This is a genomic window from Streptomyces tyrfis (assembly GCF_037034285.1).
GTDB lineage: Bacteria > Actinomycetota > Actinomycetes > Streptomycetales > Streptomycetaceae > Streptomyces.
In genome coordinates this window covers 86,701-108,742 of record NZ_JBAGJZ010000029.1, presented here as the reverse complement: position 1 = coordinate 108,742, position 22,042 = coordinate 86,701, and the positions used below count along the sequence as shown (strand labels likewise).

Here is a 22,042-nt window from a genome sequence, read left to right as displayed (position 1 = left end):
ACGGATCACCACCGGGCGGACCGTGATCCAGTATCCGCCCCCCGCGCCGGCCCGTCGGCCCCGCCCCGTCAGCACGGCTGGCCGTCGCCGGAGTTCCCGTTCACGCGTCGGCGCCGGTTCCGCGAGGAGCGGCGCACCCGCTCGCCCGCGGCGAGGGTCACGGCCGCCACGGCACGGACCCATCGGGGCCCGCCGCGATCCGCCCACACCACGCACCCGCACCGGCCGACGGCGAGCACCAGGACGCCGAGCAGCACCAGACCGATCACGTCGCGCAAGGGCCAGAACCCGGGCCTGGCCAGCATCTACCGGGCACTCGCCGAGCACGAGAAGCGCCAGGCATACCCCGAAGCCGTCGCCCAGGCCCACGCCGAGTTCGCCGCACTCCAGAACGACTGACCCTTTTGGGCTCACCTTGGCTGAACCCCCAGTAGAGGGCTGACTCGGAGGCGGTGGTGCAGGAGGCGCCTGGCGGGAGTCAGGCCGGTGGCCTGCCGATGGTCAGGAACAGCCGCATGGCCGCGTTCCGTACCGGCGCGATCCGACGCCGCGTGTGCACCGCGCGGTTCATCAGCCGGGCGGCGCGCGCGAGCCGCTGGGTGGAGCGGCGACGGGCCGCGTCGTAGGCGGTGAGGGCGTCTTCGACGCGCGCGCGTGCGGTGAGCTCACGGGCGACGGTGACGCCGTCGATGAGCGCCTCGCACGCCCCCCTGCCGAGGTCGGGGGTCATCGCGTGAGCGGCATCGCCGATGAGGACGATGCGGCCGCTGACGTAGCTCGGTAGCGGCGTGGCGAGGTCGTAGAGGTCGTTGCGCTGCACGCCCGTGCCGCCGGTCTGCGCGAGGTGGTCCAGGACCCGGCGCACGCCGGGGTGCCAGTCGCCGAACCACGCCTGCAGGGCTGCCAGATCGCCGCCGGGCACGGGCATGCGCTCGGCTGCCGGGGCACAGGCGAACCAGTTCGTGCGGCCGCCTGCGCGCGGGATGACGCCGAAGCGGGCGCGCCGTCCCCAGGTCTCGGTCATCCCGTCGGTGTCGAGGTCGGCGGTGCCGTGCCAGGCGGTGACGCCGGAGTAGCGGGGGCGGTGCGCGTCGCCGAAGAGCACCGTGCGGGCCCGACTGCGCAGGCCGTCGGCGGCGATGACCACGTCGTAGCCGGTGAGCTCGCGGACGTCGGTCACCGCGGAGCCGTAGCGCACGACCCCGTCGGCGAGCGCGGCGGCCAGTGTCTGCAGCAGCGCGGGCCGGGCGGTCACGTGCACAGCGTCGCCGGTGCGGCGGCGAAGAGCGGCCATGTCGACGTTCCCGATGAGGCCGCCGTCGGCGTGTACAAAGGTGCCGTAAGCCGCCGGCCGGGCGAGCCGGCGGGCTGTGTCCCCGAGGCCGAGAGTGTCGAGCGCCTGCAGCGCGCCGGGCCACAGGCCGAGCGAGGTGCCGGTGCCGGGCGGCGCGGGGGCTCGTTCGTGTACCTCGACGTTCCAGCCGTCGGCCTGCAGGTGTACGGCGGCGGCGAGGCCCCCGATGCCGCCGCCCACGATGATCGCTTTTCTGGGCATGCCACCACGCTACTATGTTTGTAGTAGGAGCACTATGTTTACAGTAGAGGACACGAGACAGGCCGATGGAGAAACGGGCGCGGATGCCGGGCAGGCGCGATCAGGTACTGGACGCAGCCGTGAAGGTGCTGGGCACCAGCGGCCTGCGCGGCCTGACGTACCAGGCCGTCGACAAGGCGGCCGTGGTGCCGGCCGGCACCACGTCCAACCACTTCCGCAGCCGCGACCTCCTCGTGACGGGCGTCGTGGCCCATCTCGAGGCGCTCGATGCCCGCGACTGGAAGCGCTTCGCGGCCACCCCGGTGGACGGCGCCCCCGAGGGGCTGGCCTGCGCCCTGGCCCGCACGGTCCAGCACGTGCTCGGCCCCGCCCGGCACCGCACCACCGCCCGCTACGCGCTGACGCTCGAGGGCATCGTCCGCCCCGCGGTGCGCGAGCCGCTGAGCCGCGCGCGCGAGTCGATGATCGAACTGACCTCGAAGTGGCTGGCGGACCTCGGGTCGCCCGCACCGCGGGAGCACTGCAGGATCCTTTTCGACTACCTCGACGGCCTGATGTTCAATCAGATCGTCATGCCAGATGCGGAGTTCGACCCCGAACCCGGCATCCGCACGGTGCTCAGCGCATTCCTGCCCCCGGCCGCGCCGGATCGACCGAGCTGACGAAGCGTCGACGGCGACGGCCCTATCCCCAAGGGGCGAAGCGTTCACCTAAGGGCTGTCCCGTAATCCGTGGCGGGCGTGCGACGACAGCTGCGGCGCCTCGCGGCGTTGTCGGAACGCCCGCATACGTCCAGTATGCGGGCGCCCCTCCGCCTTGCGACGCACCATATCCGACGCCGCACGCTGATCCACCACGGATTACGGGACAGCCCTTAGCGCGGCGTAGTGGCGCGCTCATCGACCACTTCCAGCACGATCTTCAAGTCGGGGCGGTCGTCTAGGGCGCAGGTCGCTTACTGGCATGAAGGCGAGAGATCGCACCTTGATGTCGAACAGTCACGGCCTCGCCCACGATTGTCAGGGTGAGGCAGGGTCGTCCAGGGTCAGGCCGGTGCCGGCTATGAAGCCGTCGAGGGTGTCGGGCCGGTACTGGAGGCGTTTGAGCCGGTCGCGTACGAGGACTTCGAGCCGGTCAGGCGCAGCTGCGTGGCGTACGCGGGCGAGTCCGGGCGCAGGTCCAGCTGTCCCGTCGCGCGGGGTGATGACCCGCTGTGCGTACACCCCGAGGGCCCACCACGAAGGGGAGCAGGCACTCCTCATCGGTGAGCGTGTCCACGTTCTGCGTGGAAGGCGACCGCGGTGACGTGCGCGGCGAGCTTCGGGGAGAGGCGGCCGCGGTGTCCGGCCACTGGTCGTTGAAGGCCGGGTTCACGAAGTGCACCGGCTCCGACAGGCCGACCGTCAGCCTCGCGGCGGCGAGGAACGCGGTAACCGGCCCGGCCTGGTACCAGACGCACACCGTCGCCTACGCCCAGGAGCTCGGCGCGGTACGGCGGTCAACGGCCTGGAGCTCATGACCGCGCTGCGCCCGCCGACCCGGCCGGTGCGCGATGAGGAGACCGGCAACTGGGTGTCCGGCCTCAACCCCGGCTCGCTGGGCACGGAGCCGATGGACCCGGCACCGCCGGAGGGCCAGCCCGAGCACCCGGCGATCTACCACTCCGGGTGGAAGGGCGGCTTCCTGCACGAAGAGGCGTACCAGTGGGTGCGGGATGCGCAGGCCGCGCCGGTCCTCCAGGCGCTCGGGCAGCCCGAGCTTCGCGGCCGCGGCCGCCGCGAGGACGATCAGCGGGTCGGCGTCCTTGCCGTGGCGGTGCAGCTTCGGTGCACCGAGGCCGGACTCGCGCAGCGTCCACTCCACCAGCTCCACCACGGTGGTGGCCGGGCGGTCCAGCACGATCCCGCCGACGCCGTACGCGGAGCCGTCGCCATCGAGGACGGCGAGCGGGCCGTGGGGGAAGCGCGGGTCGGTCGCGGGTGCGGCGGCCTTCTTCGCCGCCGGGCGCCGGGACGACATCGTCGGACGGGTGGGACGCTGGGGCGCGGCCGGGGCGACCGGAGCCTGCACCTGCGTTGGGGGATGGGGCTCCCGCCTTCTGCTCCGACCGGCAAAGGGAACGTCGCGTACGGCCGGGTTCCGGTTGTGCTGCAGTCCGGAGTGTCGACGCCGCCGACTCGTACGAGTGCTGCGCTTGCAGCAGCACGCCCAGGAGCAGCACGGGCTACGAGGGTGCGGCGGTCGCCGGGTCCTCCGACGGTGGGGCCAGGCGGTTCAGTCCGCGGGGGCCCTCGGGCCGGCGCAGGACACGGCGACGGCCGGCGCCTTGTTCGAGGCCCCCTGCTTGTCGCGGCGGCGGCGCTGCGGGACGCCCCGGCCTCTGAGCATGAGCGGAGCCATTCATCGGTCCCTGCTACGAGCCTGCCCGCTGCCATGGTCCCCGCACTTCCGCACACGTCTTGTGCGACGGCACGCTTTCCTCATCACGCAGGTTCGTGGGACGGGAGCAGTATCGGCACGGGCGAGGTTCCGATGACCAGTGTTCGCTCGACCGCCAGTCCGGCAGGCGCTCGCCCAGCCCCGGTTGCCGGGGGACCGCAGATTCGACCACAGGTGGGGCTGTAGGACGCTGGACGGTTGACCGAAAGGATGCTGGAGATCGGCCCCGGGGCGCGCGGCGGCAGGGTGACCTCGCCGCTGGCCGTGACCTCGCCGCTGGCCAGCGGGCGACGAGGTGCGCTGCACCGGGGGGCTGGCGGCACGATGGGGCTGAGAACGGCATTTTTTTCGAAGCAAGCCATCCGAATCCGCCCCTGAGACGTATCCAGTGAGGAAGAGTTCCCCAGCGAGGTTCAGGAGGAACGATGGCCATCTTCAGCAAACTCATGCCCGCAAGGTCTGACGGCCTCCGATCGTCGAGGCACAGCAGCGGTTCGGATCATCGCAGCCGTTCGGATCACCGCAGCCGTTCGGATCACCGCAGCGGACACAGCAGCCACTGACCGAACGAGTGCTGAGCGGGCCGGCGACTGAATGCCCCGGTCCGCTCCTCGGACCCTGAGGTGCGCATCCCATGATGCATGTCCTGCGGCGTCTGCTGTCGGTGGAGGCGTCCGACGCAGTCGTGGCGACCGCGCCCGCGATGGCGCCGCGTGAGGTGTTCCGGCGGTTCTGGCCCTACACGCGCGGCGGTCGGCGATGGCTGGTCCCCGTTCTCCTCTTCAGCCTGGTCGGCCCGTCCGTGCAGGCCTCGGAGATCTGGCTCTTCAAAACCGTCGTGGACGCTGTGCTCGTCCCCCGTGCTCTGCGGCCGTTGCTCTGGATCGCACCGGTCTACCTCGGGCTCATCGTCTTGTCCGGGGTGCTGCGGTTCGCCGACGACGTGACGTCCACCTGGGTCGGCGAACGCTTCCTGCTCTCGCTGCGCGCCGCTGTGTTCCGGCACGTCCAGGGGCTGTCGCTCGGCTTCTTCGAACGCCGGCGGCTCGGGGACCTGCTGTCCCGCATCACGGGCGACGTCGACGCGGTCGAGACGTTCCTGCTCTCCGGGGTGGCGAACGCCCTCTACTACGTGGTCTGTCTGGGGGTCTACCTCGGCATGCTGGTCTACCTGCAGTGGGACCTGACTCTGCTCGCCCTCGCCATCGTGCCGCTGTTCTGGGCCGCCGCCCGGCGCTTCTCGCGGCTGATCAAGGCCGCGTCACGGGAGCGCAGGCGCCGCGGCGGCTCGATCAGCGCGGTGGCCGAGGAAGCCCTTGGCAACGTCGCGCTCGTGCAGGCGTACAACCGGCAGGGGTGGGAGGAGCACCGGTTCGAGCGGGAGAACGTCGGCAAGTTCCGGGCAGCGATGGCCTCGACGCGGATCCGGGCCGTCTACTCGCCCGTCGTCGAGGTCATCGAGGTGACCGGCGGCCTCGCGGTGATGGGCCTCGGCACCTGGAAGCTGGCCCAGGGACAGCTCACCCTCGGTGGACTGCTGGTCTTCCTCGCGCTGATCGGCAAGCTCTACAGCCCGGTCCGCGGCCTGGCCCGGCTCGGCAACACCTTCTACGCGGCCTCCGCCTCGGCGGAGCGGATCATCGAGTTGCTGGACCAGCGGCCACAGGTCGTCGAGGTTCCGGGCGCCCGGCGGATCGGCCGCGCGCGGGGCGACGTGGAGTTCGACGGCGTCTGGTTCCGCTATCCCGATGCCTCCTCGTGGGCGCTGTCGGACGTGTCCTTCCACGTGGCCTCGGGCGAGACGCTGGCGTTGGTCGGGGCGAGCGGGGCCGGCAAGTCGACGGCCGCCAAGCTCCAGTTGCGCTTCTACGACCCCGACCGGGGCGCGGTTCTGCTCGACGGGACCGACCTGCGGGACCTGAGTCTGTCCGAAGTACGGGAGAACGTCGCGGTGGTGCTCCAGGAGACCCTTGTCTTCCACGGCACCGTGCGGGAGAACATCGCCTACGGCCGGCCGGACGCGACGGACGCCGATGTCGTCGCGGCGGCACGCGCGGCGGACGCGCACGAGTTCATCGAGCGGCTCCCGGAAGGCTATGACACGCTGGTCGGTCAGCGCGGCCGGACGCTGTCCGGCGGACAGTGCCAGCGCCTGGCGATCGCCCGGGCGATGATCCGGGACGCGCCCGTGCTGCTGCTGGACGAACCGACCACCGGGCTCGACGTCGGGTCGGGCCGACGGATCATGGACCCGCTGCGCCGGCTCATGGCCGGGCGGACCACCGTCGTCATCTCGCACAACCTCCTGACCGTCCGGGACGCCACCCGCATCGTGGTGCTCGACCACGGACGGGTCGTCGAGCACGGCGCCCACGACGACCTGCTGGGCCGCGACGGCGCGTACGCCCGGCTGCACCGGCTCGGCGCGGGCGCGGTGCTGTCATGAGCGCCCCCGCCCCCTGGGCTCCGGGCACGGAACCGATGCAGGGCTACGTGATCCTCGAGCACCTGACGCGCACCGGTTGGCTCGACGTCTACGACGCCTGGAGCGAAGAACGCGACTGCCGGTGCGTGATCAAGGTGGTGCGGGCGGACCACCGCGGAGAGAAGCGGCTGGACGAGCGGCTGCTGCGCGAGGGGCGGTGGCTGCGGGACTTCGCCCATCCACACCTGGTCCGTGGCTACGAGGCGTTCAAGTCGCCCGAGCCGCTCGTCGTCCTGGAGACGCTGACCGGTGAGACCCTGTCCCACCTCGTGCACCGGTTGCGGCGGCGGCCAGCCGCCGCCGATGTGGCGCTGCTCGGGGTGCAGATGTGTTCGGCGGTCCACTACCTCCACGGTCGGGGCCTGCTCCATCTGGATCTCAAGCCCGCCAACGTGGTGGTGGACCGCGGCCACGTCAAGGTACTGGACCTGAGTGTGGCCCGGCCGCCGGGGCCCGCGCCCGCGGGGCTGGGCACGTGCTGCTATCTCGCCCCGGAGCAGGCCCGGGGCGGGCCGCTCACGGCCACCGCCGACGTGTGGGGCATCGGCATCACGCTGTTCGAAGCGGCCTGCGGGGAGAAGCCGGTCGCCTGCAGGGCAAGGACGGCCGCGGCAGACGGCCACGACACCGATGACCGGTATTGGCAGCTCGAGGAGGCCGCCCCGCCGATCGCGTCCCGGCGGCGCCTGCCGCTCGCTCTCGCCGCCACCGTCGACAGCTGTCTGCGAGCCGATCCGTCGTCCCGGCCCACGGTCTCCGGACTGGCCGCCGCCCTCAAGGGGGCGCTGCCCGAGTGACGCTGCCCGGTCGGAGCGGGGCCCATGCCTCCCCGGGCCGGCACCTGGCGGGCTGCGGGAGCCGTGGCAAGGACGGTGCCGTCGGCAGACGCCGACGAGCGCCGGAGAGCGTGTTCGAGTCGACCGGGGTCACGGCATGCCGTTTCGGACGGAGAGATCGCAGACGCGGACGGTCGTCCCCTCCGAGTGCTTGAGCAGGCAGGTGACCCTGCCGGTTCCACCGGCGAGATCTACGCCCGTCCCGGCAGCCCCGGCAGGATCTTCGTGGTCGTCGATCCCAGCGGTCACGGCACCTCGGGCGACCGAGGTGATGTCCCCGGCCTTCACGGGCTCGGACTCGACGGCGCGCGGGGGTGAGGCGGTGAGCTCCTGGACGGCGAGTGCCGATCGCCCAGCCGGCGAACCCCGCGAGGACCGCCGCGGCCACCGCGAGCCACCCCCGGGCCCTGCGCGCGGGGCCGCGTGGGCCGGGGAGGGCGAGGCCCGGGCCGCGCGCGGCTCTCGCCCTTTCCTCCGGTGCCGCCGCCTGCTGGGCCAGACCGCGCACCACCCGGCTCGTGAACCCGAGTGGCGGCTCGGTGTCCGGCAGCAGGCCGATCAGCCGGTCGCCCACGAGGCAGAGCTGCTCGACGAACTCCCTGCATTCGGCGCACCGGTCCAGATGGGCGACCGCCTCGGCCCGCTCCCGGCCGGGCAGCACTCCCAGTGCCAGCTCGGCGCTGACTTCCCGCAGCTTCGCGCAGGCCGGACCCCTGGACATAGTCCCCATCATTCCGGAGCCGCCAGGGTGGTGCGCAGTTTCGCCATCGCCGCCCTGATCCTTGTCTTCGCGGTGCCCAGCGGAATCCGCTCCGAGTCGGCGACCTGCTGAGCCGTCATCCCGTAGACGCCCGTCATCATCAGGGCCCGGGCCTGCTCCCGGGGCAGCCGGGCCACGGCGGCCCGGAGCTGGGCGGAGGCCTCGTTGGCCAGCGCCCACCGCTCGGGGGTCTCGGTGACGACGCCGATGAAGGTGTCCAGGTCCTCCGGTGCCATCGGCACCGTTCGGCGTGCCCGGACGGTGTCGATGGCGAGGTTGTGCGCGATGGTCGTCAGCCAGGTGCTGACCGAGCCGCGACGCGAGTCGTAGATCTGCGCGTGCCGCCACGCGCGCTCGAACGTCTGCTGGGCGACGTCCTCGGCGAGTTGCTGGTCCCGGGTGACGGCCATGGCGACACCGAAGACCCGGTGCTGGAACCTCCGCACGAAGACGACGGCCAGCTCCGAGTCGCCGACGGCCAGTCCGGACAGCAGAGCCTCGTCCGAGAGGCGCCCCACCGGGAACCGGTAACCCGGCGGACGTCTGTGTACCGCCGACGGCCGCCAGGTGATGGCCCGCCCGTCCCGGAAGATCACATACCCATTCTCCGCCGCCGGGCCAGGCCCCGCATCCCGGTCAGTGCCCGTTCTGCGCCAGCCGCGGCAGGTGGTCCGCCAGCGCCTGGCCGCCGCTCGAAGCCGCGGCTGATCAGCAGGAGCGTGTCATCGCCCGCGATGGTGCCGAGGATGTCGTGCAGAGGTCGATGGCCGAGGCCAGGAACTGCGCCGCACCCGGCGGGGTGCGCAGGACCACGAGGTTGGCGGAGGCCTCCGCGGAGATCAGCAGCTCCTGGGAGAGGCGCCGCATCCGCTCGGCCCGCGCGGTCAGCGCGGCCGTGGCCGTGGCGGGGGTAGCGGGCGTCATGGCGACAGCGTAGGGCGTGGGTGCGGGCCGCCGTGCGGGCTTCCTGGGCCCGGCCCGAAGCGCCCCGGGACCGGGTGTGAGATGGCCGGGTATCGCGCCTTCGTCGACAGGCGCCTCGCCGTGTGGGGTGGTGCGGCCGCCGCCCGGGACTCCCGAGTCGCGGGCCCTGGCCGTAATCGCCGGGCGGCGGGGTTCGCCGCGTCGCCGCCCCGCCGTCGCGGCCCGCCACGAGGAGGCTGCCCGGCACCACGACCACCGTGCCGCCCCACGCACGCGAGAACGCACCTTCCCTCCCCCGGAGATGTCCGCACCGGGTGGACCGTCCGGCCACCCGGTCCAGTAGTCGCGGGGAAACGGGGCCCGAGTTTTCGCCGGTCGAGATTCGGCGGCGCGGCGGCCCCGGGCACGTGCGCGGGTCGCGCGGGCTCGGGAGGACGCCTCGCGGTGAACCCGTGGCCGTGGGCCGACTCGGGCTCGTGTGCGGGAGTCGAGGTCACCGCCCACGGGCTCTGGGCCCCTCTAGGCAAAAACCAGAATACTGGTTACTGTCCCTCTCGTGAACAGTATCGACGAGCGACTCCTGACGCGGAACGGTCTGGCTGCCAGGCAGCTCGCTGCGTCACTGCTCAATCACGAGGCGGACACCCGGCTGCCGCGCCTGCGCGACCTGGCGGATGAGCTGGGAGTGGGCAACGGCACGGTCCAGGCGGCCTTTCAGTTGCTGGAGGAAGCCGGCGCGATCAAGACGGTCGCCCGTGGACACCTGGGCACGTTCCTCGTGCATGCCGATCGCGCCATCCTGTGGCGGCTGGCCGGGCTCGGCACCCTGCTGGCCGCGATGCCGCTGCCGTACTCGCGCCGCTACGAGGGGCTGGCCACGGGCCTGCGCGCGGCGTTCGAGCAGGCCGGAGCGCCGTTCGCGGTCACCTTCATGCGAGGCGCCCACTCCCGCGTCTCCGCGCTGCTGGAGGGCAAGGTCGACCTGGTGGTGCTCTCGCGTTTCGCAGCCGACCGGCTGATGGCCGAGCACCCGCTCGAACTGGTCGCCGACCTGGGGGCGGCCACCTACGTCGGCGCGCACGGCGTCCTGGTGCGCGGCGGCGTCGACCTCGCCTCTCCGGGGCTGCGGGTCGCCGTCGACCGCAGTTCCGAGGACCTCGAGCTGCTCGCCGAGCGGATGTTCGCCGGACGCGCGGACGTGCGCTGGGTGGAGGCGTCCTACATGCAGCTGCGGGACCTGTTCGCCCGCGGCGAGGCGGACGCCAGCGTGTGGAACCTCGACGAGGTGCAGGGCCGGATGGGTGACGGGGTGGACACGCTGCCGTTGGGCGACGAGATCACCCGCGAGCTCTCCCTGCGCAACTCCTGTGCGGCGATCGTCGGCAGGGCCGGCGTGACCCGGACCCTGAGTGTGGTGCGCAAGGCCCTCGACATCGGCCTGGTGACGACGCTTCAGGACGAGGTGCTGCGCGGCGAGCGCATCCCCTCCTACTGACCGCGCCGGCTTCCCGCACCGCGAGGAGCCGAGCGTGCACTGATGATCCAGAATCCCGGTTACTGCCAAATGGGCAGTGGTCATGAAAGGACCGAGCGCGGATGGAAGAGCGGCTTGCACTGCGTCTGCAGATGTTCCGCGACGGCGGCCAGGTCGAGCCGCGGGTGGTCGACTTCGTCATCGGCGAACTCGACGTGCTGGCGGCCGGCGGACAGGTTGTCACCGAGGACACCGCCGGCATGCTGACCAGCCATCTCGTGATGGCGCTCACCCGGCTGTTGAACGGCGAGGCCATCGAGCAGTTCCTCACCGACGAGCAGGTGGCGGCCGAGCTGGCGGGACACCCCGAGGCCGTGGCCGGGGCCCGCGCCGTGGCCGGGCGGGCCCGGGCGGCGCTGGGCGCGGCACTGCCCGAGTCCGAGATCAATTTCCTCGGCATGCACCTCGCCGCTCTGGCGCAGCGCTCGCACGCCTGACCCACCCCGAGTACGAAAAGGCAACGAACGATCATGAAGAAGATCCTCACCGGCGGCGTCGGCAAGACCGAGGTCGCGCAGACCATCACCGCGATGGCCGTCGACGGCGTCGAGGTCGCCGTCTCCAACGACATGGACGCCGCGATGAAGCTGCGCGCGGGCCAGGCCGACTACTTCCTGGGCACCTGCCACACCGGCGCCGGCGCGTCGCTCGGCGTGCTGGTCGGCCTGATGGGCAAGAAGGCATGCCACACCTTCGGGCGTTCCGTGCCCAGTGAGGACGAGGTTGCCGCGCTGCTGACGGGTGGCACCAAGGTCTTCGGCTTCAGCATGGACCAGATCGACACCGTCGCCCCGGTGATCACCCGTGCCATCGCCGCGCACTCCGGCTGACCGGACCCACTTCAAAGCGGTAGGACAAGGGAGTCACCGTTGAGTTCGTATCTCGCCGCGGACAGCACCAGCCTCAGCTTCTCGCTGCCGCAGGAGCTCGTCGTCATCGCCCTGTGCGCGCTGACGGCCTTCATCGCCCACCAGGCACTGGCAGTCTTCAACGACGGGGTCCGGCCTTTCCTCCTCGACTTCATCCGCGGCGACAGCACGCGCAGCGCCACGACCGCGGTCTCGTTCGGGCTGTCCGCGGGGTTCATCTTCGGCCTCGGCGCGCCGATGGCGCTGTCCACCGGCGTGCTCAACCCGTGGCTGCTCTTCCTGCCCACCGACATCCTCGGCATCCTCTCGCCGAGGAAGTGGCTGGCGCCGATCCTCGGCGCGGCCTGGGGCGCCGTCGTGGTCTTCGGGCTCGGCGGGGCCAACACCGTCGCGCACCGCCTGCCGGTCGACTTCCTGACGGCCTTGCAGCAGATGTCGACGCCGATCCTGTTCCTGTTCGCGCTGTTCCCCGTGCTCGCCATAACCAAGCAGTTCGGCAGGCTGCGCGGCGGCATAGCGGGCGTGGTCGAACTGGCCCTGGTCGTCGCCACCATGAAGTTGTGGCCGAAGGTGTTCGCGGGCTCGATCGCGATGGCGGTCGGCGTGCTGATGCTGATCGGCTTCGCCGCCTTGCGCGACATCCGGCAGCGCCGGGCCGAGAAGGCCGACCCCGCCGCCGTCGCCGCAGCCGGTCCGGCCGGGGACGACGATCCGATGGCGTCGCTGTTCGGCGCGAGCGCGGCCCGGCTGCGCAGGCACCTGCCGCTGTTCATGGTGCTTGGCGCGGGTGTGTGCCTGCTGGCCCAGATGCACGTCTTCGGCGGCGGCGAGGCCACCAGCTTCCTGATCGCCAAGCACGACTACAGCGCGGCGGCCCAGGTCGACTTCTACCGCGTCTTCGGTTTCATCCCGCTGATCGCGACGACCGCTCTGGCCTCCGGCGCGTACGGCATCGCCGGCTTCACCCTGGTCTACCCGATCGGCTACCTGATGCCGAACCCGTGGCTGGCCCTGGTCTGCGGTGCGCTCGTCTTCGCCGCCGAGGTGCTGCTGCTGTCACGGCTGGGCCGACTGCTGAGCGTGTTCCCGTCGGTCCGGGACAGCTCGGAGCACCTGCGCAGCGCGATCGGCGAGACCCTCGGCCTGGCGATCCTCTTCGGCTCCCTCATGGCCGCCAACACCATGGGCGGCGGGCTCGGCATCCTCGTCGTCGGCGGGCTGTACCTGCTGAACGAGGCCATGGGCCGGCCGGTGGTCCGCATGGCCGCCGCACCGGCCGCGGTGGTCGTCGGCGGCATCCTCCTCAACGTCCTGTACTGGCTGCACCTGTTCACCCCGGTCAAGGGCTGAACGGACACCTGGAAGGCGCCTGCATGCACACCATCCGGACCGTCACCGGTCCACTCGACCCCTCCGCCGTCACCGGCCCCGTCCTCGCCCACGAGCACATCGCCCTCGACCTGCGCCGCGACAGCGACCACGAGGCCGTGCTCGACGCCCGGCACATCGAACCGGTCGCCGGTGAACTCGCCGCGCTGCGCGAGGAGTTCGGGCTGTCCCTGGTCATCGAGCAGACCTGCCGGGGCATGGGCCGCGACACGGACGCGCTGGCCCGTGTCTCCGCGGCGTCCGGGGTCGCGGTGGTCGCGGCCACCGGCTGGTACTACGAGCCGTTTCACCCGGACGAGGTGGGCGGGGCCGGTGTCGAGCAGCTCACCGACGCACTCGTGCGGGACATCGAGCAGGGTGTCGGGACCACCGGGATCCGCCCCGGAGTGATCGGCGAGGTCGGCAGCCACGGGGAGCACCCGAGCGAGCCGGAGCGGCGGACGCTCACCGCCGCCGCCCGCGCCGCCGCCCGCACCGGGCTGTCCCTGGCCACCCACGCCCACCTCGGCGTGGGCGGCCCGGCCCAGCTCGACCTGCTCGCCGCCGAGGGCCTGGCCCCGCACCGCGTGGCCCTCGGCCATCAGGACCTGCTCGACGACCCGGCCGTGCACCGCCGTCTCGCGGCCGAGGGCGCGTACGTCGCCTTCGACACCGTCGGCAAGAACAGCTACCAGAGCGACGCGACCCGGCTGCGGCTGCTGCTGGCGCTGATCGAGTCCGGGCACGCCGACCGGGTGCTGCTCTCCTGCGACGTCTCCCGCCACGGCTACCTGACCGGCGAGGGCGGCACCGGCTACGGCCACCTGTTCCGCTCCTTCCTGCCCGGGCTGCGCGCGGCAGGCGTCGACGCGGACCTGATCGACCTGATGACCCGTCGCAACCCGCTGCGCTTCCTGACCGGCGCCGACACGCAGGAGGAGTCCGATGCCTAGTCCCGGAAGGCGGCTGCCGCAGACCTTCCCGCTGCCGACCGTGCCGCTGGCCGACGCCGTCGCCAAGCAGTTCCGGCTGCTGGAGTGCACCGCCCGCCACTTCGAGGGCGAGCAGCTGTTCGCGGCCGATGCGGGCGTCGTGCCCGGACTGGGCCGCCCGCGCACGACCGCGCGCGTGGAGGCCGTCCTCGCCGACTTCCTCGGCGCCGAGGCCGCCGCCCTCGTCCAGGGCGCGGGCACCGGTGCGATCCGGGCCTGCCTGACCGCCGCGCTCGACGCCGACGCCGAGCTGCTGATCCACGGCGCGCCGCTCTACCGCACCACCCAGACGACGTTGCGCGGCCTCGGCGTGCGCACCGTCGCCGTCGACTTCAACGACCCGCGCGCGCTGGAGGAGGCGTTGGCGTCCGGACGGTTCGCCTGGGCGTACGTCCAGCACACCCGGCAGCGGCTGGCCGACCGCTACGCCCCGGGCGAGGTCCTGGCGGCCTGCCGGGCGCACGGGGTGCGGACCGTCGTCGACGACAACTACGCGGTGATGCGCGTCCCGGCGTGCGGGGTCGAGCTGGGCGCGGACGCCTCCTGCTTCTCGCTGTTCAAGCTGCACGGCCCCGAGGGCGTCGGCGTGGTGGCCGGATCCCGGGATCTGGTGGACCGGGTCCACGCCGACAACTACTCGGGCGGCGGCCAGGTCCAGGGCCACCAGGCGCTGGACGCGCTGCGCGCGCTCACCCACGTGCCGGTGCTGTGGTCCGTGCAGTCCCAGGTGAGCACGGAGGTCGCCGAGCGGCTGGCCGGCGGCGAGGTGGACGGCGTCGCCGAGGTCCGGATCGCCAACGCCCAGGACCGATGCGTGCTGGTCCGTCTGGCCCGGCCCGTGGCCCGGGAGCTGCCTGCCGTCGCGGCCCGCCACGGCGCCGCGCCCTATCCCGTGGGCTCCAACTCCCGCTACGAGATCGCCCCGCTCTTCTACCGGATGTCCGGCTCCAGCCTCGACGACGATCCCGAGCTCGCCGACTGGACGATCCGCATCAACCCCATGCGCGCCGGCGCGGACCTGGTGCTGGACATCCTGCGCCGCTCGCTCGCCGACCTGCACCAGCCCAAGGACGACTGACCGTGTTCCTCGACACCGTGCTGGCCCGTAACCCGGAACTGGTGGAAGCGGCCGCCGTGTTGCACCAGAGCGGCGCGATCCCGCCCGACACCTACGTCATGGACCTCGACGCCGTCGAGGCCAACGCGCGGCTGCTCGCCGCCGAAGCCGAACGGCAGGGCCTGACGCTGTGGTTCGTGGCCAAGCAGTTCGGCCGCAATCCCGAGCTGATCCGGGCGATCGCCCGGCACATCCCGAAGTTCGCGGCCATCGACCCGCCGGAGGCGCGGATCCTGCACGCGGCCGGTGCACAGGCCGGAAACCTGGGACACCTGGTGCAGATCCCCACCCGGTCGCTCCCGGAGATGCTCGCCTGGCGTCCGGAGACCGTGACCGTCTACGACGTGGCCAACGCGGAGGCGGTGAGCCGGGCGGCGCAGCGGCTCGGATTCGTCCAGGACGTGCTGGTCCGGCTCCAGGGCGCGCCGGGCACGGTTCACCCGGGGCAGGAGGGCGGCGTCCCGCTGGAGGGGCTGGACGACTTCGCGGAGCGGGTGGAGCGGCTGCCGGGCGTACGGATCGCGGGCGTCACCGCCTTCCCGTGCGTGCTGTGCGACCCGGACACCGGCGAGCCGGAGCCCACCGCCAACCTGCCGCTGGCTCTGGCCGCGCGGGACCGGCTCGCCGCGCGCGGGCACCGCGGCCTGAAGCTGAGCGCGCCGAGCGCCAGCTCGGTGGCCACGCTGCCGCTGCTGGCGCGGCACGGCGCCACCCACGCCGAGCCCGGTCACGCGCTGACCGGTACCACTCCGCTGCACGCGGTCGACCCGGGCCAGAGCGAGCGCCCGGGCTACGTCTACGTCAGCGAGGTGGCGCACACGCTCGCCGACGGCCGGCCGGCCGTCTACGGCGGCGGCTTCTACCCCCGTGCCCGGATCAAGGACGCGTTCCTGCCGCGCTCCGGGGTGCGGCTGGCCGTGCACGACGCGCCCGCCGAGAACATCGACTACTACCGGCTGCTGGAAGCACCCGCGACGCCGGGCGACGCCGGGCTCGGCGACACGGCGGTCTTCGCCTTCCGCACCCAGATCTTCGTCACCCGCAGCAACGTCGCCGTCGTCGCCGGACTGTCGTCCGGCACGCCCCGGCTGCGCGGCCTGTACGACGCCCTGGGCCGGGCCCTTGACTAAGGAACAGCACCCATGAGCAAATCCGTCATCGTCGTCCTCGACGGCTTCGGCGTCGGCGCGATGCCCGACGCCGGAGCCCTGCGGCCCGGCGACGCCGCCGCCGACACGTGCGGCCATCTCCTCGACCACTGCCGTCGCACCCGGGGCCGGGCGCTGCGCCTGCCCGCGCTGTCGGCGCTCGGCCTGGGCGTGGTCCGCCCGCACCCGGACCTGGCCGCGCGCACCGCGCTGCCGGTGACCGTGGGCCGGGCCGCCCTCGGCTACCCGGGAGCGGACACCTACGCGGGCCACCAGACCATGATGGGAGCCGACTTCAGCACGGTGACCGTGGCCCTGCTCACCGACCACCTCGACGCCGTGGCCGCCGCGCTGCGCGCCGCCGGGCACGAGGCGGAGCCGCTGGGCGATCTGCCGGTGCTGCTCGTGGACGGCGTGGTGCTGGTGCACGACAACCTGGAAGCCGACCCGGGCATCAATTGGAACGTCTCCGGCCGGCTCGACGACCTGCCGTTCAAGCAGATCCTCTCCATCGCCGCGACCGTCCGCTCGGTCGCACCGGTCGCCCGCGTCATCGCGGTCGGCGGCCGCGCGGACGCGCCGTTGGCCGAGTTCGTCCGCCCCGGCGAAGGCGGCACCGTCGGCCTCGACACACCCGCCAGCGGCCTCTACCGCAACGGCGGGCTGCAAGTGCAGCATCTGGGCGCGCCGCTGGACCACACGCGGCAGCTGCCGGACCTCGCGGCCCGCGCCGGGATCCCGGTCACGCTCGTCGGCAAGGCCGCCGACATCCTCGCCTGCGATGCCGCGGTGCGCCGTCCGGCGGTGGCGACCGCGGACGTTCTGGCGCACACCCTGGACGCCGTCCGCGCCGACGGGGACGCCCTGGTCGTCGCCAACGTCCAGGAGACCGACCTGGCCGGGCACCAGCAGGACGCCGCCCGCTACGGCTCCGTGCTGGAACGCGCCGACCAGCAGCTGGGCGAACTGATCGCCCTGCTCGACGCCCCCGGCGACTGCCTGATCGTCACCGGCGACCACGGCAACGACCCCACCATCGGCCACGCGTTCCACACCCGCGAGTTCGTTCCGGTTCTGATGCACCGGCCGGGCTCGGCCCCGCAGCACCTGCCCGACGCCGGCAGCCTGGCCGATCTGGGCGCGACCGCGGCCGCGTGCCTCGGCGTCGCCCCCGACAGGCTGGCCAACGGGACCGCCCTGCGCATTTCGCGGCAGGCCTGCTGACGCCGCGTCGTCGACGCACCGGGCATCCCTTGCCCGCACACTCAGGAGATCTCCGACATGAACGAAACGCTCAAGGGGCTCGGCGTGAGCCGGGGGACGGTGATCGGGCCTGTCCGCCGGATGGGGGCGGCCGCGCTGGATCCCGGATCCGAGCAGATCCCGGCCGACCGGGCGCCTCACGAGCAGGAGCGTGCCCGCGACGCGGCCGGACCGTCGCCGCGGAGCTGACGGCGCGCGGCGCGCGGGCGGGCGGCCAGGCACAGGCGGTGCTCGAGGCGCAGGCACTGATCGCGCAGGACCCGGAGCCGGCCGCCGACGTCGAACGCCGTATCGCGTCGGGGAGTTCGGCGGCACGCGCCGTCCACGACGCCTTCGCCGCCTACCGGGAGCTGCTGACCCGGGCCGACGACTACTTCGCGGGCGCGTCGCCGACCTCGACGACGTGCGCGACCGTCTCGTCGCCCATCTGCTCTGGGCGTGCCCATGCCCGGCCTGCCCGACGGCGACGAACCATACGTGCTCGTCGCCCGGGACCTCGCCCCCGCGGACACCGTCCTGCTGAACCCCGCACTGGTGCTCGGTTTCGGCCCAGACGACGCCGCCCAGCACCAGGCCCCGCGCGCCGTCGCAGAAGCCGACGCGATGTCCAGCCGGACGCCCGGCAGGTCGTGGAGGTCGCGCAGCCGCGGTCGAGGGTGACGAGTGGGGCGGCCGACGACGCGTTTCCTCGGGATCCCCGTGGGGCGGGACGTGCATGCGGGGCCGATGATTTCCGGTCAATGACGATACCGGCACTTTACCTTTGCTATGCATGAAGGAATGCTGGTCCGAAATAATCCTGCGAAGCGTGGCCGGTCGCCTCTGCAAGGCCCGTGCATACCGACGGCTGAAGTCAGCACAGGCGCTCCCGAGGAAGGATTCTCTCAGCGTGCCATCCCGGAAACTCCCCCTGCTGACCACCGATCACGACATCCGGCGCTCCCCGGAAACGTGCACATTCAAATGCGGGAACGCCTGTGCTCGCGACGCGCCGAACACCTCCGGGAACACCTATTTCGGCGAGTTATTGCGCAGGGCTCTGTCGCGCAGGGCCCTGCTCGGCTGCGGGACGCTCTCCGTGGTGTCGGCGGCCGTGCCCGCGGCCCGGGCCCAGGGACCCGGACCACGCGTGCGAGGGAGAGACAAGCGCGGATTCGTGCCGGTGCCGCCCGACGGCGGGGACCGCGTGACCGTTCCCGAAGGCTTCACCCACGAGGTGCTGATCGGCTGGGGGGACGCCGTCCTGCCGGGCGCCCCGGCCTTCGACTTCGACCACCAGGACGAGGCGGCGCAGGCCCGGCAGTTCGGGGTGAACAACGACTACTGCGCCCTCGTCCCGCTGCGCGCCGCGGGACGGTGGCTGATGGTCTCCAACCACGAGTACGCCACCGAGCCGCTCATGTTCCCCGACTGGAATCCGCAGGAGCCGACGGAGGCCCACGTGCGGACGGCCTGGATGGCCTACGGGTTGTCGGTCGTACTCGTGGAACGGGCGGACGACGGCAGGCTGAGGACCAGGGTGGACGGACGGTGGAACCGCCGCATCACCCTGCTGAGCCCCTTCGAGGTCCGCGGGCCCGCCGCCGGATCGCCGCTGCTGCGCACCTCGGCCGATCCGGCGGGTACCCGGGTGCTGGGCACGATGGCCAACTGCTCGGGCGGCACCACCCCGTGGGGCACCGTGCTGTCGGGCGAGGAGAACGTGCACATGCCCTTCGCCCACGCCGACCAGGTGACGGACCCCCTGGTGTCGGAAGGGCTGAGGCGGTACGGGTTCCCCGAGGGGCCCTCCCTGCGCGGCTGGGAGAAGTACGACACGCGGTTCGACCTCGGTCGCGAGCCCAACGAGGCGCACCGCTTCGGCTGGATCGTCGAGGTGGACCCGCTGGAGCCCGACTCCGTGCCCGTGAAGCACACGGCTCTGGGCCGCTTCAAGCACGAGGGAGCCAACATCTCGACCGCCCCGGACGGACGGGTCGTGGCCTACATGGGGGACGACGAACGGTTCGAGTACATATACAAATTCGTGTCCGACGGGCGCATGCGGCCGGGTGACGATCCCGCCAGCCGCGCGCACAACAAGCGTCTGCTGGACTCCGGAACCCTCTACGTCGCGCGGTTCGACGGAGACAGCCCGGCTGAGGAGATCGACGGATCCGGCCGGCTGCCGGCCGACGGGGCGTTCGACGGGACGGGGCGGTGGATTCCGCTCGCGCACAACGACCTCAGCTTCGTGCCGGGCATGCGCGCGGACGAGGTGTACGTCTTCACCCGGATCGCCGCCGACCGCGCGGGGGCCACCCCCATGGACCGGCCCGAGGACGTCGAACCTCACCCCGTGACCGGGCGGGTGTACGCCTCGCTGACCAACAACGACCAGCGCGGGGCTCCCGGTCTGCCGGCTCCCGACGAGGCCAACCCACGCTCCGGCAATCGCGACGGGCACGTCCTGGAGCTGTGCGAACGCGGGGACGATCCGACGGCTGAACGCTTCGGCTGGCGGCTGCTGCTGGTCTGTGGCGACCCGGAGTCACCGGGGACGTACTACATGGGGGTCGACAAGAGCCTGGTCAGCGCGATCTCCTCGCCCGACAACCTGGCTTTCGACGACCACGGCAACCTGTGGATCGCCACCGACGCGAACGGCCGGGGCGGCCGCAACGACGGCCTGTACATGGTGCCGCTCAGCGGTCCGGAACGCGGACGGGTGCAACGGTTCCTCACGGTGCCCACGGGGGCCGAATGCTGCGGACCGGTGATCGGGCCGGATTTCGTGCTGGTCTCGGTGCAGCATCCCGGAGAGGTGCCCGACGCCAGTCCGCAGCGGCCCGCGTCCCACTGGCCGGACGGCGGGTCCGCCCAGCCCCGGGCGGCCGTCGTCGCGGTGCGCCGCAGGGACGGCGGCCCCCTCCTGGGCGGACGGCGGTAGCGCCGCGCCCCGGCGGCCACGGCGGCGCTGCCAACGGGGCACCTGGGCCGGGTGGCGCGCCCGACGGACCGGCGAATCAGGTTGCTTTCGCGCCATCATCGAATCATCGTCGCCAATCATGTCCGGCCCACTTGCGGACCCTCCCCCGCAGGAAATTATGGTTCAGTAGCAATCCGCCGGGCCCTGTGGTCACCGGCGGACAACCGATCGGAATTCCCGCCCGCGGGACCGTTTTTCCCTCCGGGGTGAACAGCCATTTTCTCCCCTGTCGCCGCACCGAACTTTCCGGTGCGAAATCCCTTTACCGAACGGGCTTCAGGCAGCATTCTCCACAACCAGTGAGTGGGTGACAGTGCAGTCGTCTGTGAACTTTTCCCCGGCAGCCGATTTCTACGACAAGACGCGTGGGGGTGAGGCACGCGGCCGAAGGATCGCGCCGGCCATCGCCGAACGCACGGCGAAGGACCGCCTGATCCTCGACGCGGGCATGGGTACCGGCGTGGTGGCCCTGGCACTCACCGACCTCGGGTACTCCGTGGTGGGGATCGACCTGTCGCACTCCATGCTCGCGAAGGCCGTGAGCCGCGTCGGGCAGACGGCCGCGGCGGCCTCGCTGACCGCGCTGCCGTTCCCGGCCGGATCCTTCTCGCAGGTGTACAGCGTGTGGGTGACCCACGTCGTGGGCGACCTGCGCAAGGGACTGCAGGAGGTCCACCGCGTGCTGGAGCCGGGTGGGCGTTACGTGGTGATCCCCGGCATGATCCTCTTCGACGACCACCCGGTCAGCAGGATCATGGAGGAGATCCAGTCACGCACGGCGGAGGCGGACGACCGGGCCCAGCGCATCCTGCCGCTGGCCGAGTCGGTGGGCTTCACCGCCGTGGAGGTGGGGGAACTGGACGCGGCGACCCACGAACACAGCCCGGAACAGATCGCCTCCGGACTCGAACAGCGCATGCTCTACCACTTGTGGGCCGTGGACGACGCGGTCTTCGAGGAGAAAGTGGCTCCCCTGGTGAGGGAGTTGCGGGCGCTGCCGGACCCGGACCGCCCGGTGAAGCGGCAGACCCGGCGGCAGATCATCGTTCTTGAGAAGCGGGGGTGAGCGTGTCCGGGGACCACAGCATCGACCTGGCCGCCGAGGTGGCCGGAGCGCCGCTCATCGCCATGCTCACCGAACCGGATTCCCCGGCCGTTCCGGCCGTGACCGATGAACTGGGCAAGGCGGGTGTGAGGGCCGTGGAGATCACGCTCACCTCCCCCGACGCGCTCGACGCCGTCCGGCGCAGTGTGGCCACGGGCGCCGCGCTGGTGGGCGCCGGGACCGTGCGGGACCGCGAGACCGCCCGGCGTGCCGTGGGCGCCGGCGCGCACTACCTCCTCACCCCCGGCGTGCTTCCGGAGGTGCTCGACGAGGCCCGGGTGCTGGGGGTGCCCGTGGTGTGCGGTGCGTTCACCACGACCGAGGTCATGGAGGCGTGGCGGCTCGGCGCCGCGCTGGTCAAGCTCTTCCCCGCACGGCTGGGCGGACCGGCCTATCTGGCCTCGCTCACCATGGCGTTCGGGGACATTCCTGTCGTTCCGACCGGCGGGATCACCGCCGACGACCTTGGCGACTACTTCGCCGCGGGGGCGCACGCCGCGGCGCTCGGTCGGCCCCTCGTGGGTGACGCGCTGCATGGCGGGAACCTCGCCGAGGTGCGGCACCGGGCCACCGATCTCCTGGACCGGGTCCGGGCCGCCCGGAGCTGAGCGCCCGCCGGCCCCGCCGTCCTGGCGTCCGCTGCTTCCCGCAGCACGCCGCTCAGCCGTCCTCACGAAAG

The 22,042-nt window shown here is 72.3% G+C and carries 16 protein-coding genes and 5 pseudogenes; 16 read left to right on the top strand and 5 right to left on the bottom strand.

Going from position 1 to position 22,042, the window contains the following annotated elements; translation table 11 throughout:
• A pseudogene (locus WA762_RS35735) lies at window positions 1–399 on the top strand (hypothetical protein); the annotation flags it as partial.
• Window positions 400–478: 79 nt separating this feature from the next.
• Here the strand turns inward: WA762_RS35735 and WA762_RS22280 are convergent.
• Entirely contained in the window at window positions 479–1,555 is a 1,077-nt protein-coding gene (locus WA762_RS22280) for an FAD-dependent monooxygenase (protein ID WP_335937782.1), read from the bottom strand.
• Window positions 1,556–1,620: 65 nt separating this feature from the next.
• On the opposite strand from WA762_RS22280, the gene WA762_RS22275 reads away from it, so the two are divergent.
• Window positions 1,621–2,217 carry a TetR/AcrR family transcriptional regulator gene (locus tag WA762_RS22275; protein ID WP_335937781.1) on the top strand — a complete coding sequence of 199 codons (597 nt, stop codon included), beginning with the start codon at window positions 1,621–1,623 and terminating at the stop codon, window positions 2,215–2,217.
• 357 nt (window positions 2,218–2,574) lie between these two features.
• Here WA762_RS22275 and WA762_RS22270 read toward each other — a convergent pair.
• A pseudogene (locus WA762_RS22270) lies at window positions 2,575–2,697 on the bottom strand (IS630 family transposase); the annotation flags it as partial.
• 553 nt (window positions 2,698–3,250) lie between these two features.
• Window positions 3,251–3,622: pseudogene (locus tag WA762_RS22260) on the bottom strand (telomere-associated protein Tap); the annotation flags it as partial.
• Window positions 3,623–4,628: 1,006 nt separating this feature from the next.
• Between WA762_RS22260 and WA762_RS22255 the strand changes: the two are divergent.
• Both WA762_RS22255 and WA762_RS22250 read left to right on the top strand, forming a co-directional pair.
• Window positions 4,629–6,440 (top strand): ABC transporter ATP-binding protein, encoded by a 1,812-nt coding sequence (locus tag WA762_RS22255; protein ID WP_335937780.1) that lies wholly within the window; start codon window positions 4,629–4,631, stop codon window positions 6,438–6,440.
• Window positions 6,437–7,276 carry a serine/threonine-protein kinase gene (locus tag WA762_RS22250; protein ID WP_335937779.1) on the top strand — a complete coding sequence of 280 codons (840 nt, stop codon included), beginning with the start codon at window positions 6,437–6,439 and terminating at the stop codon, window positions 7,274–7,276. Before WA762_RS22255 ends, WA762_RS22250 begins: the two co-directional genes overlap by 4 nt.
• Before the next feature lie 768 nt (window positions 7,277–8,044).
• Here the strand turns inward: WA762_RS22250 and WA762_RS22245 are convergent.
• Both WA762_RS22245 and WA762_RS22240 read right to left on the bottom strand, forming a co-directional pair.
• Window positions 8,045–8,593, bottom strand: a complete 549-nt coding sequence (locus tag WA762_RS22245) for an RNA polymerase sigma factor (protein ID WP_335937777.1) — start codon at window positions 8,591–8,593, stop codon at window positions 8,045–8,047.
• A 118-nt stretch (window positions 8,594–8,711) separates the two neighbouring features.
• Window positions 8,712–8,960 (bottom strand): annotated as a pseudogene (locus WA762_RS22240) (arginine repressor); the annotation flags it as partial.
• 595 nt (window positions 8,961–9,555) lie between these two features.
• Here WA762_RS22240 and yhfZ point away from each other — a divergent pair.
• The 12 genes and pseudogenes from yhfZ (at window position 9,556) to WA762_RS22180 (ending at window position 21,971) form a co-directional block, all read left to right on the top strand.
• Entirely contained in the window at window positions 9,556–10,494 is a 939-nt protein-coding gene (gene yhfZ / locus WA762_RS22235; protein ID WP_335937776.1) for a GntR family transcriptional regulator YhfZ, read from the top strand.
• Window positions 10,495–10,595: 101 nt separating this feature from the next.
• Complete coding sequence (locus WA762_RS22230; protein WP_335937775.1) at window positions 10,596–10,970, top strand: transcriptional antiterminator; 375 nt, start codon at window positions 10,596–10,598, stop codon at window positions 10,968–10,970.
• A 33-nt stretch (window positions 10,971–11,003) separates the two neighbouring features.
• Complete coding sequence (locus WA762_RS22225; RefSeq protein WP_335937774.1) at window positions 11,004–11,363, top strand: DUF2620 domain-containing protein; 360 nt, start codon at window positions 11,004–11,006, stop codon at window positions 11,361–11,363.
• A 39-nt stretch (window positions 11,364–11,402) separates the two neighbouring features.
• Window positions 11,403–12,752: a YhfT family protein gene (locus tag WA762_RS22220; RefSeq protein WP_335937773.1), complete on the top strand. Its 1,350-nt coding sequence runs from the start codon at window positions 11,403–11,405 to the stop codon at window positions 12,750–12,752.
• 23 nt (window positions 12,753–12,775) lie between these two features.
• On the top strand, window positions 12,776–13,723 hold the full coding sequence (locus WA762_RS22215) for a phosphotriesterase family protein (protein ID WP_335937772.1): 948 nt from the start codon (window positions 12,776–12,778) through the stop codon (window positions 13,721–13,723).
• Window positions 13,716–14,840, top strand: a complete 1,125-nt coding sequence (locus tag WA762_RS22210; RefSeq protein ID WP_335937771.1) for an aminotransferase class V-fold PLP-dependent enzyme — start codon at window positions 13,716–13,718, stop codon at window positions 14,838–14,840. The genes WA762_RS22215 and WA762_RS22210 overlap by 8 nt, the downstream gene beginning before the upstream one ends.
• Before the next feature lie 2 nt (window positions 14,841–14,842).
• Window positions 14,843–16,009: an alanine racemase gene (locus WA762_RS22205; RefSeq protein ID WP_335937768.1), complete on the top strand. Its 1,167-nt coding sequence runs from the start codon at window positions 14,843–14,845 to the stop codon at window positions 16,007–16,009.
• Window positions 16,010–16,021: 12 nt separating this feature from the next.
• Complete coding sequence (locus WA762_RS22200; protein ID WP_335937766.1) at window positions 16,022–17,251, top strand: phosphopentomutase; 1,230 nt, start codon at window positions 16,022–16,024, stop codon at window positions 17,249–17,251.
• Between the two features lie 57 nt (window positions 17,252–17,308).
• Window positions 17,309–17,887 (top strand): annotated as a pseudogene (locus tag WA762_RS22195) (phosphoenolpyruvate-utilizing N-terminal domain-containing protein); the annotation flags it as partial.
• Window positions 17,888–18,179: 292 nt separating this feature from the next.
• The gene (locus WA762_RS22190) at window positions 18,180–20,219 is read left to right on the top strand and encodes a PhoX family protein (protein ID WP_335937764.1); all 2,040 of its coding nucleotides are present in this window, start codon (window positions 18,180–18,182) and stop codon (window positions 20,217–20,219) included.
• A gap of 364 nt (window positions 20,220–20,583) precedes the next feature.
• A complete protein-coding gene (locus tag WA762_RS22185) occupies window positions 20,584–21,324 on the top strand; it encodes a class I SAM-dependent methyltransferase (protein WP_335937762.1) in 741 nt (246 codons plus the stop codon).
• The gene (locus WA762_RS22180) at window positions 21,321–21,971 is read left to right on the top strand and encodes a bifunctional 4-hydroxy-2-oxoglutarate aldolase/2-dehydro-3-deoxy-phosphogluconate aldolase (RefSeq protein ID WP_335937760.1); all 651 of its coding nucleotides are present in this window, start codon (window positions 21,321–21,323) and stop codon (window positions 21,969–21,971) included. The genes WA762_RS22185 and WA762_RS22180 overlap by 4 nt, the downstream gene beginning before the upstream one ends.
• The last annotated feature ends 71 nt before the right edge of the window (window positions 21,972–22,042 follow it).

Coding starts and splice junctions, on each gene's coding strand:
- WA762_RS22250 (WP_335937779.1), top strand. CDS start 6,437: ATGAGCGCCCCCGCCCCCTGGGCTCCGGGCACGGAACCGATGCAGGGC.
- WA762_RS22225 (WP_335937774.1), top strand. CDS start 11,004: ATGAAGAAGATCCTCACCGGCGGCGTCGGCAAGACCGAGGTCGCGCAG.
- WA762_RS22275 (WP_335937781.1), top strand. CDS start 1,621: ATGGAGAAACGGGCGCGGATGCCGGGCAGGCGCGATCAGGTACTGGAC.
- WA762_RS22230 (WP_335937775.1), top strand. CDS start 10,596: ATGGAAGAGCGGCTTGCACTGCGTCTGCAGATGTTCCGCGACGGCGGC.
- WA762_RS22210 (WP_335937771.1), top strand. CDS start 13,716: ATGCCTAGTCCCGGAAGGCGGCTGCCGCAGACCTTCCCGCTGCCGACC.
- WA762_RS22215 (WP_335937772.1), top strand. CDS start 12,776: ATGCACACCATCCGGACCGTCACCGGTCCACTCGACCCCTCCGCCGTC.
- WA762_RS22255 (WP_335937780.1), top strand. CDS start 4,629: ATGATGCATGTCCTGCGGCGTCTGCTGTCGGTGGAGGCGTCCGACGCA.
- WA762_RS22200 (WP_335937766.1), top strand. CDS start 16,022: ATGAGCAAATCCGTCATCGTCGTCCTCGACGGCTTCGGCGTCGGCGCG.
- WA762_RS22280 (WP_335937782.1), bottom strand. CDS start 1,555: ATGCCCAGAAAAGCGATCATCGTGGGCGGCGGCATCGGGGGCCTCGCC.